At 45.2% G+C, this 10,882-nt stretch carries 13 protein-coding genes; 9 read left to right on the forward strand and 4 right to left on the reverse strand.

Translation table 11 applies throughout. The annotated features are described in order from the left end of the window. The first annotated feature begins 4 nt into the window (after nt 1–4). Nucleotides 5–1,000: a GNAT family N-acetyltransferase gene (locus QWY16_RS02145; RefSeq protein WP_300991222.1), complete on the forward strand. Its 996-nt coding sequence runs from the start codon at nt 5–7 to the stop codon at nt 998–1,000. Between the two features lie 63 nt (nt 1,001–1,063). Here QWY16_RS02145 and QWY16_RS02150 read toward each other — a convergent pair whose 3' ends face one another. Both QWY16_RS02150 and QWY16_RS02155 read right to left on the reverse strand, forming a co-directional pair. Next, complete coding sequence (locus QWY16_RS02150) at nt 1,064–2,110, reverse strand: bifunctional glycosyltransferase family 2/GtrA family protein (RefSeq protein WP_300991223.1); 1,047 nt, start codon at nt 2,108–2,110, stop codon at nt 1,064–1,066. A 260-nt stretch (nt 2,111–2,370) separates the two neighbouring features. Beyond that, a complete protein-coding gene (locus QWY16_RS02155; protein ID WP_300991224.1) occupies nt 2,371–2,925 on the reverse strand; it encodes a M15 family metallopeptidase in 555 nt (184 codons plus the stop codon). A 219-nt stretch (nt 2,926–3,144) separates the two neighbouring features. Here QWY16_RS02155 and QWY16_RS02160 point away from each other — a divergent pair, with 219 nt between their 5' ends. The 4 genes from QWY16_RS02160 to QWY16_RS02175 all read left to right on the forward strand — a co-directional run bounded on the left by QWY16_RS02160 (nt 3,145) and on the right by QWY16_RS02175 (nt 5,629). Beyond that, entirely contained in the window at nt 3,145–3,876 is a 732-nt protein-coding gene (locus QWY16_RS02160; RefSeq protein ID WP_300993236.1) for an NADPH-dependent oxidoreductase, read from the forward strand. Between the two features lie 24 nt (nt 3,877–3,900). After that, nucleotides 3,901–4,515 (forward strand): NAD(P)-dependent oxidoreductase, encoded by a 615-nt coding sequence (locus tag QWY16_RS02165; RefSeq protein WP_300991225.1) that lies wholly within the window; start codon nt 3,901–3,903, stop codon nt 4,513–4,515. A 246-nt stretch (nt 4,516–4,761) separates the two neighbouring features. Further along, nucleotides 4,762–5,181 carry a hypothetical protein gene (locus tag QWY16_RS02170; RefSeq protein WP_300991226.1) on the forward strand — a complete coding sequence of 140 codons (420 nt, stop codon included), beginning with the start codon at nt 4,762–4,764 and terminating at the stop codon, nt 5,179–5,181. A gap of 208 nt (nt 5,182–5,389) precedes the next feature. After that, the gene (locus QWY16_RS02175; RefSeq protein ID WP_300991227.1) at nt 5,390–5,629 is read left to right on the forward strand and encodes a hypothetical protein; all 240 of its coding nucleotides are present in this window, start codon (nt 5,390–5,392) and stop codon (nt 5,627–5,629) included. 97 nt (nt 5,630–5,726) lie between these two features. On the opposite strand, the gene QWY16_RS02180 is transcribed toward QWY16_RS02175, so the two are convergent. Both QWY16_RS02180 and QWY16_RS02185 read right to left on the reverse strand, forming a co-directional pair. After that, on the reverse strand, nt 5,727–5,981 hold the full coding sequence (locus tag QWY16_RS02180) for a hypothetical protein (RefSeq protein WP_300991228.1): 255 nt from the start codon (nt 5,979–5,981) through the stop codon (nt 5,727–5,729). Continuing rightward, a complete protein-coding gene (locus tag QWY16_RS02185) occupies nt 5,978–7,135 on the reverse strand; it encodes a class I SAM-dependent methyltransferase (protein WP_300991229.1) in 1,158 nt (385 codons plus the stop codon). Before QWY16_RS02185 ends, QWY16_RS02180 begins: the two co-directional genes overlap by 4 nt. Before the next feature lie 157 nt (nt 7,136–7,292). On the opposite strand from QWY16_RS02185, the gene QWY16_RS02190 reads away from it, so the two are divergent. The 4 genes from QWY16_RS02190 to QWY16_RS02205 all read left to right on the forward strand — a co-directional run bounded on the left by QWY16_RS02190 (nt 7,293) and on the right by QWY16_RS02205 (nt 10,828). Continuing rightward, nucleotides 7,293–8,936, forward strand: coding sequence for an AMP-binding protein (locus QWY16_RS02190; protein ID WP_300991230.1), 1,644 nt, complete (start codon nt 7,293–7,295; stop codon nt 8,934–8,936). A gap of 181 nt (nt 8,937–9,117) precedes the next feature. Next, nucleotides 9,118–9,729: an NAD(P)H:quinone oxidoreductase gene (gene wrbA, locus QWY16_RS02195; RefSeq protein ID WP_300991231.1), complete on the forward strand. Its 612-nt coding sequence runs from the start codon at nt 9,118–9,120 to the stop codon at nt 9,727–9,729. A gap of 79 nt (nt 9,730–9,808) precedes the next feature. Continuing rightward, the gene (locus QWY16_RS02200; protein WP_300991232.1) at nt 9,809–10,540 is read left to right on the forward strand and encodes a ZIP family transporter; all 732 of its coding nucleotides are present in this window, start codon (nt 9,809–9,811) and stop codon (nt 10,538–10,540) included. Between the two features lie 108 nt (nt 10,541–10,648). Next, on the forward strand, nt 10,649–10,828 hold the full coding sequence (locus tag QWY16_RS02205) for a hypothetical protein (protein ID WP_300991233.1): 180 nt from the start codon (nt 10,649–10,651) through the stop codon (nt 10,826–10,828). Nucleotides 10,829–10,882 lie beyond the last annotated feature (54 nt).

Genomic DNA, 10,882 nt, shown 5'->3' on the forward strand with positions numbered 1-10,882 from the left:
TTGGATGATTCAATTTATGGGTGTTGAAGAGCAGCATATTCGGCAAATGGCCGTGCTTTTGGCTAAGCGCCATGAACGAGAACGGAAATTTTTCCCTTATTTCCCTGCAGAGTTCGAAGAATTTGATGAAGCAGAGACGGTGCTCCGTAAGATTCTGGAGCGGCCATATATCAGTGGGATTGTAGCAGTGAGAGGCATCGATGTTATCGGCTATTTGCTGTATGAATTTAAAGAAAGCGTGGAAAGAGGACGCTATGTTTGGATGGACTATGAATCCATCGCCATCAAGGAATCGGAGCACCCCCGCCTGCTGCGGCTCTTGTATGCTGATGCAGGAGCGGAGTGGGTGAAAAACGGTTACTTCCATCATGTAATGATGGTTCCGCTGGGAGACCGGAAAATCGTAGCTGAGTGGCTGGATCAGTCTTTTCGCTATGAACAAAAATATGCTGTCTTGCCGCTCAAAGATTTTGAACCGCAAACATTAACGCCTTTGCCGAATCTGGTTTTTCGAAAAGGAAGCGGCGAAGACGGGCCTTTACTGAAAAAGATGGCTTTATGGAACAGCATTCATCAAGCATCGGCCCCGTCCTGGCTTCCTATCACGAAAGAGACGATGGAAGACATTAAGAGCAGCTATGAAGAATTATCTGCAGACGGAGATGCCTATTTATGGTTGGGCCAGCAAGGCGAACGGGTGGCCGGGTTTCACGTGTATTTCCGGAAAGCGGATCCTTTAAGCCTGGTGGCGCCGATGAATTGTGTGGAGTTGCCTGCTGCATCAACGAATCCGGACCTGCGTGGCAAAGGGGTAGGGAAAGTCATGGCCAACTACTGCTTTTCGGAACTGAAAAAAGAAGGGTTTGATTATATTTTCGCCGACTGGCATTCACCTAACCATTTGGCTTCCTATTTCTGGCCGAAACTGGGGTTCCAGCCTGTCATGGTCCGCATGTCCCGGCAAATTGATCCGCGCATTTCCTGGGCGCACGGGAGATAACACGATTATGAAAACTGCCTTTATTAAAAAATCTCCGCAGCCTCAAAAGAGGACGCGGAGATTTTATTCTTTTCGGAAAACCCAGGTGCGCTGAACGACAAAGCCGAAGATAAAGAGGATCGTGTCTACAAATACTTTGAGAATGACTTCCCCACGTCCCAGCCATTCAGCGTAAAGAAAGTGAACAGAACCGGCAGACATCATCATGATGAAAGCGGCCAATATGTAATAGCGGATAAAGGACTTTCTGGAACCTTGGCCAAAAACTTTGTTGCGGTTGATATAGTAATTGAATAGTGAAGAAAGAATCCGGGCTGCAACTGTTGCGAAAATAATGAACAATTGCGGCTCTTCGTTCCGCCAAAGCTGAATAAACAGCCAGTACAGACCGATATCCAAAGCGAAGGACGCCCCTCCGGATAAACCGTATAACAAAAAGATTTTGTAGACATGATAAGAATCCCGAAGTGGATGGAAATGGGAGGATTTGTTGTTGTCCAAGTAAACCGTCTCGATGGGCACTTCCGAAAGGGGAATCTTTTGAGCGCGCAGCGCCGCCAGCATATTCATTTCGTATTCAAAGCGCTCGCCTGCTACGCTCAGCAAAGGAGTGAGATGCTGGACTGGAATGCCGCGCAAGCCGGTTTGTGTATCAGTTAGAACCGCACCAGTGGCAAGCCGGAATAATAAACGTGTAAAGCGGTTGCCGAACCGGCTTCGGAAAGGCACATGCTCTTGGCTGAAATCCCTTGCGCCAAGCACTACATGGCCAGGGAGTTCTGCAAGTTTCCTGGCTATTTTAACCATGTCCGATACTAAATGCTGGCCATCAGCATCTACTGTGATAACCGCATCATAGGAAAGTTGATGGTTGAGTATGTAATGGAAAGAGGTTTTCAATGCCCGCCCTTTGCCTTGATTGACCGCATGGCGAAGCACCGTCACTTCAGGAATGGGAGAAAGCGTTTCGAAAAAACCGGCATATTCAGGGCCGCTGCCGTCATCGATGACAATGATTTTCTGAAATCCTGCTGCCAGTATTTCCTTGATCAAAGACCCGCATTTTGTATCTGGTTTATAAGCCGGAATGATAACTGCGAATTGTTTCACAAAAGGCCTCCTTTCAATTTCCAGCTGACTAAAAATAATGATGAGAACTGCATGATAAAGCATTTTGGCTTATCCCGCTGTTTGAAGTTTCTCCAATAAAAAGAGTGACATAAGCATTTTTCTAAGCCGAAATGCTTATTGTGAAAATACCCTCTTTCTTCATTTCTATAACTCATCTTAAGAATTTCTTCAGAAAACCCCTCGCTAATCATTAGACAGCCTGAAAAAGCCCAGTTCAACTTGAACTGGGCTTTTGCATTTTATTCTTTTACATCTTCAGGCCGATAGCCTTGCTGCAATTCTTTAATCGACAAGCCGAACGTCATTTCCAAATGCGGGTAGTCTTTAAAGCGCTGCCAGTCGCCGCCCCACGTAAACCCGAGTTCTTTTCCGATGGCGGCCACTTCAAACCAATCGGCTTTTCCATTATTATTGTCATCGCGTTCCGTATCCCAGACGACTTTGCCATTATCGAGGCGCAGCGCAAAATCGATTGCCAGCCCGTAATTGTGGTAAGACTCTCCGCCGCGTGCATGCGTCACCACGTTGCCGGCTGTGCTTCTGCCTTTTGCATGCAGGCCGTTTTGTTCATTAGCGGAACGGAAGCCGTCGGTAATGATTATGTCAATTCCGATATCCGCTGCCTTTGCTATCAATTCATTGCTTTTTTCCTCAACAATAGGGTGCAGTCCGGAAGGTGCAGGGCGCTGTTGCAACTCTTCACGGAATTCCTTTTCATTTTGTATCCATATGAAGAAAAAACCGCCGATCACCAATAAAAAAAGAATGGAAAAAGCGGTTTTGAACTTTTTCAAATCATTTCACCTCATCAGCATTTATTTTATCTTATTTTGGCACTCAGTACGACTCCTGCGTTTTCAACTGGATGATCAACTGGCCGCAAAAGTCCAGTTGGATCAACTTGCCATAAATGAGGCGAAGACCCGGCATTGACTGAAATTAAAATCGTTAAAAGAGTACCGCAGGAAAATTTTTGATACGATAGAAGAAAGAATGGAAAGGGGATATCGATGATGGTTATTGAATTAATGAAATCTCACGCTTCTGTGCGTGACTATAAAGAAAAGCAGCTGACACGGGAAGAGGTCAGCGAATTGATAGCGGCGGCGCAGCATGCAGCGACATCCCATTTTGTTCAGGCATATTCAATTGTCTGGGTGACAGATCCCGAGAAACGCAAAGCACTTGGGGAATTGTCGCGTAATCCGCAGCAAATGGAAGGCGCAGGAGCGGTCTTTTTAATGTGCGCTGATTATAACCGCTTGAAGCACGCGGGTGATTTGCAAGGCGAAACGATTGTCTATGACCATGCGGAGAATTTGATTGTGGCTGTCACCGATGTTGCCTTACTGGCGCAGAACTTGGCGCTTGCAGCAGAATCGAAGGGATATGGCATCTGCTATATCGGCGGCGTGCGCAACAATATGGAAGTGATCAGTGAATTGGTCGGCTTGCCGGAAGGTGTTTTCCCGGTATATGGCTTGACAGTCGGCGTTCCTAACGAAGCCAATGAAGTAAAACCACGCTTGCCGGTCGAAGCGATTTTACATGAAAACGAATACGATGAAGAAAAATATAAAACTTTGCTGCCGGAATACGATGAAACCATTCAGCGCTATTATCAAGAACGCAGCACTAACCAAAAAGTTGCAAACTGGACCGAGCAGATGGCTTCGTTCCTTAAAAAACCGCGCCGCCAGGATATCAAGGATGTATTGGCGAAAAAAGGGTTTTTATTCAAATAACAGAACCAGAAAAGGGGAATGGCAATGAAAATCGCAATTTTTGGTGCTACGGGCCGGGTTGGCGGACAAATTCTGAAGCAGGCATTGGCAGACGGACACCAAGTGAAAGCACTTGTGCGTTCTCCAAAACTGGACGAGCATCCGAACCTTGAAGTGATTACTGGGAACGTCCGGAAAGCGGAAGATGTCGAACGGACGCTTGAAGGCGCAGACGCCGTGTTCAGCGCAATTGGAACAGACCGGACTACGACATTGTCTGAAGCTATGCCGCTGATCATCGGCGCGATGAAAAATGCAGGGATCCGGCGTCTCATTACCATTGGCACTGCGGGAATTTTGAACAGCCGGCTTACACCTGGCAAGCTCCGCTACCAAGGCGGGGACTCGAACCGCAAACTGACATTTGCCGCCGAAGAACATGAAACGGTTTTTCGGTTATTGGAAGCCATTGACCTGGACTGGACGATTGTGTGCCCGACTTATTTACCGGACGGCGAGAAGCGCGGCGGTTACCGGACAGAAAAAGACTATTTGCCGGAAGGCAGCAAGGAAATTACGGTTGGCGATACGGCTGAATTTGCTTATCGGCAGCTTAAAGACACTGCATTTATTCGCAGCCGGGTCGGCATCGCATATTGAGCAGGGAAATTGTCCGCTGCGAGCGGCTTGAAATCGGACACGGGCAACTCCTCATAAAAATCATGAAAAAGCGGCACAAGCAACCAAGCTTGTGCCGCTTTTGCCTTTCGTGCAATCACGGGAGCGGTCGAAGCTTCTAATGATAATGAAGTTTAAAATCCCTGCAACTTATAAGGTGCTTAAAAAGCATATTATCATGAAAATTAGGGAATAAGAGGGGAAGAACAGGAAACGGGAGGGATTGCCATGAAAGAATTTGAAGACAAAGAACAGGTGCTGCTGGCTTATTATGTGCAATATTACCGCGGAGCCACAACTGAAGATATAAAAGCGCTGGACCAGCGGCTGTCACAGGAAATTGGAAAAGAGCGATATGATAAAGCAATGAGCGCCTTGCTGGAAGAAGGACTGATTATCGGCATGGAACAGGTTGAACAAAGGGAGAAAGAAGGTGCGCCTTCTCCGATGGCGACCAACGAAGGTATGCTTTATATCAATAATACGCTGAATCTGCAGTCCGATACCGTAGAAGAACACCAGCTGGGCTATTTAGACAACAATTTGAAAACAAGCAAATTGGAATTCACACTGGAACCGGTCCAAGCGTACGTTGAAGAATCGATCCGGCTGCAGGCTGAAGAAAAACCCAATTCCAACCAGCCGTGAATTCCAGGCAAACCTAACTCTGAATAAATAAAACAAGAACTAGCGCCTCATCCAGTGAGGCGTTATTTTTATTGCCCGGACTTGGTTAAATAAGTACATTTTTCTAACGGATTTGAGATTTCAAATGTTAAGAATGTGTGAAAAAAACATTTTCCCCTTTTATTTTTGTACGAATTGCGTATAATGCTTATATCGGGGGAGTGATTGGATGAATCGATACAAGATAGAAGAAATCAAAGAACAAAACAGTAAATCAGCAAAAGCCATTGGTTTTGTATTCGCTGCAATACTTGTTTCACTCGTTTGGGGATTTTTACAAGATTCGCTACCGGCGTTTCTTCTGGCAGGTGTTTTCAGTTTAATCTTGTTCGCTGAAACACGCGAATACAAGAAAAGTTATCAAATCGAATTAGAAGCAGCTAAATTAGAAGACGATCAGATTTCTTAAGTGACAATAGACAAAGTAAACGAAAAGCCCGCCGGTTTCAATTGAAACCGGCGGGCTTTTCGTATGGGCTTGCCGATTGGCGCTGCTGACACCATCTTTACAAGTTAAGGCCAAAGAAACATAAAAAAATCACAATTACGACTGTTAAGTTGGTGATCATCGCTGCCCGTTTTCCAACCGGTTCCTCAAGAGAAGGAAAGCGATCAACAATTTTCATCAAGCCGGCAATCAATACGACAATCAATATAAGCGTAACCACCAAATTCATGTCGTAGACGTGTACATCCAAGTAGCGGATGAAAATCACCGAAAACGCAAGGATCATACCGTTGACTAGATTTTTTCGTTTCATAGCAATTCCTTCAATTCGTTTTCAAGGAAAGGTTTGGCAGACAATAACTGAGTAAATGCCTTATAGCGTTCAAACTGGCCAGGTGCCGGTTTTTTGCCGGTTTGGTAAGCCCGGATCAAGATATTCTTCGGTGTGTGTTCAATATCGATAAATTCTACCAGCTGTGTTTCATAGCCGACCAATGACAAAAGTTCGGCACGGATGGAATCAGTAGCGAGCGCGCTAAAGCGTTCTTTGATCAAACCATTTTGGAGCATGATGCCAAGTTCCGGTGCCGCAATTTGGCTATTGAGTTCGTGCTGGCAGCAAGGAACGCTTAAGATAACTTTGGCATTCCATTTTACAGCCCGGGACAATGCCATATCCGTTGCCACGTCACAAGCGTGAAGCGTGACGACCATATCGACCGCTGATTCTTCGTTATAGTCATTAATATCTCCAACTAAAAACTCCAATTGATCATACTCCAAATCTTCCGCAATGCGCTGGCATTCTTCAATCACTTCTTTTTTCAGATCTAAGCCCGTAACTCGAAGATCAAGCCCTTTTTCGATCCGAAGATAATGATACAAGGCAAACGTCAAATAGGATTTTCCAGAACCGAAATCGAGAATCCGGACAGTCCGGTCTTTTGGCAAATGCACCAGCGCATCATCAATAAATTCGATAAAGCGGTTGATTTGGCGGAATTTATCGTATTTCTGCTTTTTCACTTTGCCATCCGGACTTTGGACGCCGAGACGGACCAAGAATGGATAAGCGATGCCGTCTTCCAGCAAATACTGTTTTTTTCGGTTATGGGACAGCTCTGCGGATTTTGTTGCGGTTTGCTCTGCTTTCCAGGAAACTTTGAATTTCTTGGAGAGCTGAATTTGTATTTTTTCTTCTGTGAACTGGAACAAAGCCTGGCGGAATTCTTCAAACAAGCTTTCCAGTTTTTTAAGTGCATTTTCAATTGAGAGATTCTCATGCTTGAGGACATGTTCATACTGATATTCAAATTGAATAAAATAATCATTTTTAATTTCCACCGGCTTCAATTTCACCCGTTTTATTTCATTCGATTTTAAACGCGGTTGGCTGATGGTTGCCGAGACAAGCGTGTGTTCTTGCAGGCGCTCGGATAGTTGTTCATGCATTGTGTGTAATTCCATTGCAAATCCTTTCGTATTCCATGATAGTTGTATTTTATCATGGCTAGAGGAGAAAGGGCGACTGCACAGTTTGCAGCCGGTTTCCTCTCAACATGTTTTGAATTTTGTGATAATATGGAATAAGATTGAAACCGTTTACATATAGAGGGGGATGGATATGGCAATTGTAGAAAAAACGGTAGGGCAGATTGTGCGGGAACGGGCAGCATTGCATCCACAAACAGAAGCATATGTTTATCCGGAACGGAACATCCGCAAAACGTACAAGGAATTTGATGAAGAAACGGACCTTTTGGCCAAGGCATTTATGGGAATTGGCATTGCTAAAGGGGAACATATCGCTATTTGGTCGGACAATAAGCGTGAATGGCTGCTGAGCCAGTATGCCACTGGCAAAATGGGGGGAGTCCTTGTCACAGTCAACACGAGCTATCAGTCGGCTGAACTGGAATATCTCCTGAAGCAATCAGATTCAACCACACTGATTCTAGGCGAAGAGTTTAAAGGAAGCAACTATATCGAGATTTTGAATGCCGTATCTCCAGAACTGAAAACCGCTGAAAAAGGGGCTATTGCAAGCGAAAAGCTGCCGCATTTTAAACGGGTCATTGTCATGGGTGAAAATCAGTATCCAGGCATTTTCACTTGGAGTGAATTTGAGGCCTTTGCCGATCAAGTGACGGATGAACAGCTGGAAGAGCGTTTTACGTCGATGGATCCGGAAGATGTCATCAACATCCAGTACACTTCCGGAACAACCGGTTTTCCGAAAGGGGTCATGCTGACGCATCGGAACGTCGTGAATAACGGCAAGCTGATCGGCGACACGATGAACCTGACGGAACAAGACCGCCTCTGTATTCCGGTGCCGTTTTTCCACTGTTTCGGTTGTGTGCTTGGTACGATGGCTGCTGTTACGCATTCCACGACCATGGTTATCGCAGAACAATTTGAGCCGAAACGTGTGCTGCAAATGGTCCAGGACGAGAAGTGCACGGCGCTTCATGGTGTGCCGACGATGTTCATCGCAGAGCTGAACCATCCGGAATTCGCATCTTTTGATACCTCCACTTTGCGTACGGGGATTATGGCAGGGTCACCTTGCCCGATTGAAGTGATGAAAAAAGTGATCAATGATATGGGGGCATCCGAAATTACAATTGCGTATGGCCAGACAGAGTCATCGCCGGTTATCACGCAGACACGTGCGGATGACGATATTGAAAAGCGGGTGTCAACTGTTGGCAAGCCTCACGCAGAAGTCGAAGTGAAAATCGTGGATCCCGTCACTAATGAGCAAGTATCGACGGGCGTTCCCGGTGAATTGTGTACTCGCGGTTATCATGTCATGAAAGGCTATTATAAAAATGAAGAAGCGACCCGCAGCGCCATTGATGAAGAGGGCTGGCTCCATACAGGAGACATCGCTGTCGAAGACGAGGACGGTTATATCGCGATTACCGGGCGGATCAAAGACATGGTTATCCGTGGAGGGGAAAATATCTACCCGCGTGAAATCGAAGAGTTTTTGTATCAACATCCGTCGGTGCAGGATGTCCAGGTAGTCGGCGTGCCGGATCCGAAATACGGAGAAGAATTAATGGCATGGATTATTTTAAAAGAAGGCCAGCATTTGTCTGCGGACGAGCTGCGCAATTACTGCAAAGGAAAAATTGCGCATCATAAAATCCCGCGCTATATTGAATTTACAAAGGAATATCCGATGACTGCATCGGGGAAAATCCAGAAGTTCAAACTGCGGGAAATGTCAGTGGAACGGACCGAAAAGACGGAAGTGTGATAGCCGGTTTAAACAGATGAAGACCTACTTAGAGCGGGATTTGAAGCTCCAAGTAGGTCTTTTTTTGTTTAATGAAGATTTAAAAAGGGGAAACGAGTAAGGTAAGAAAAACCTTAAGTTCAGGATATTTCTCGAATTCATAGTAGCAGTCACGGACTCGATGCGAAAAGGAGAGGAAATCATGGCGAATGTAAAATTAGCGATTATTTATTACAGCTCGACGGGAACCAACTATCAAATGGCAAAATGGGCGGAAGAAGCCGCGCAGCAAACAGGTGCCGAAGTACGGGTAGCGAGAATAAAGGAACTTGCTCCGCAAGAAGCTATCGATTCCAATCCGGCTTGGAAAGCGCATTTCGAAGCTACACAAGATGTGCCGGAGGCTGAACCCAGCTTACTTGAATGGGCGGATGCCTTTATCTTCAGTATTCCCACGCGTTACGGTCAAGTACCTTCCCAATTTCAACAGTTTCTGGATGCAACCGGTGGGTTATGGGCAGAAGGTAAATTGGCGAATAAAGTCGTAAGTGCGATGTCTTCTGCCCAAAATCCGCATGGCGGCCAAGAAGCGACAGTTTTATCCGTCTATACGTCAATGTTTCATTGGGGAGCCATTGTTGCGGCACCGGGCTACAACAACCCTGCCTTGTTCAAAGCAGGTGGAAACCCATACGGCACAACTGTTACAGCCGGTCCAGAAGGCATGGTCGAAGACGTAGAAGATGCAGTTAAATACCAGGCGAACCACACGATCGAAGTAGCTCAGTGGATTAAAAACGGACAAACTCAATAAATACATTCCGACAAAGCAGGCAGAGTCAAGAACATCTCGCCTGCTTTGTATGTTTCTGATAAGGAGGGACAAAGGAAGCATGGTGTGGCTCAGTTTTTTATTTGTGGTTGGATTTATTCTTATTCATCTATTTTCTAAAAGCATGAAGTTTTTAAAAGTGCTTCCGCGCAGCCGTTTTCTTTCGCTTGCAGGCGGTATTTCAGTGGCTTATGTATTTTTGCATTTATTGCCGGAACTTGGCGTTTTTCAAGATGAGCTGCAAGGTGAATTAGAAGACTCGGCATGGCGCTTTCTTGAACATCACATCTATCTAATTGCCATGCTCGGACTGGTGTTTTTTTACGGTTTGGAACAAATGGTCAAGTCCACCAAGAGAAGGCATGAAAAATCAAACCGGCAGCATTCAAAAGATGGGGTTTTTTGGGTCCATATTGGTTCTTTCATAATTTATAATGCCTTGATTGGGTATTTGCTTATCCGTGAAGATTATGAAACGGTCTGGGGCATGCTGCTTTTCTTTATTGCCATGGGTGTCCACTTTCTCACAAACGATAAAGCACTCCGTGCCACCCATCAGGAAGAGTACGACAAATACGGAAGATGGCTGCTGGCCCTCGCTATTTTAGCCGGTTGGGGAGTCGGCTTATTAACAGAAGTAAATGAGTTGATCGTTTCGGTGCTTACTGCATTGCTTGCGGGAGGCATAGTGTTAAATGTATTAAAAGAAGAATTGCCGGAAGAACGGGAAAGCAGCTTTTCTGCTTTTTGCAGCGGCATTATAGGCTACTCGATTTTACTGCTGCTGTTATAAAAAATGCTTTTTTTATAGCAATAAACCGCTTTTTTTGCTATGCTAACAAGATAATTATAATGAAATAGAACGAGGTTTTAAAAACTACAATTCTTTGAGGTGTCAAAGATGATTTCAACTGAAGAAAAGCGAGTGTTCGAATACGAACTGAATAAGTTGAGCCGTGAATATCAGAACTGTGCGAACGATTCCTTGAAATCACAAATAAAAGAAGATATTTCTTTTCTGCAGTCGGTTCTCCAAAGCTTTCAGCAAAAAAGTGTGAAGATGAATATATTCAATCAATAAGCCCACTGGAATTTCTCCAGCGGGCTTATTGTTTTTATTAAATAGAAACGCAGT

Source organism: Planococcus shenhongbingii (genome assembly GCF_030413635.1).
In the GTDB taxonomy this organism is placed as follows: domain Bacteria; phylum Bacillota; class Bacilli; order Bacillales_A; family Planococcaceae; genus Planococcus; species Planococcus shenhongbingii.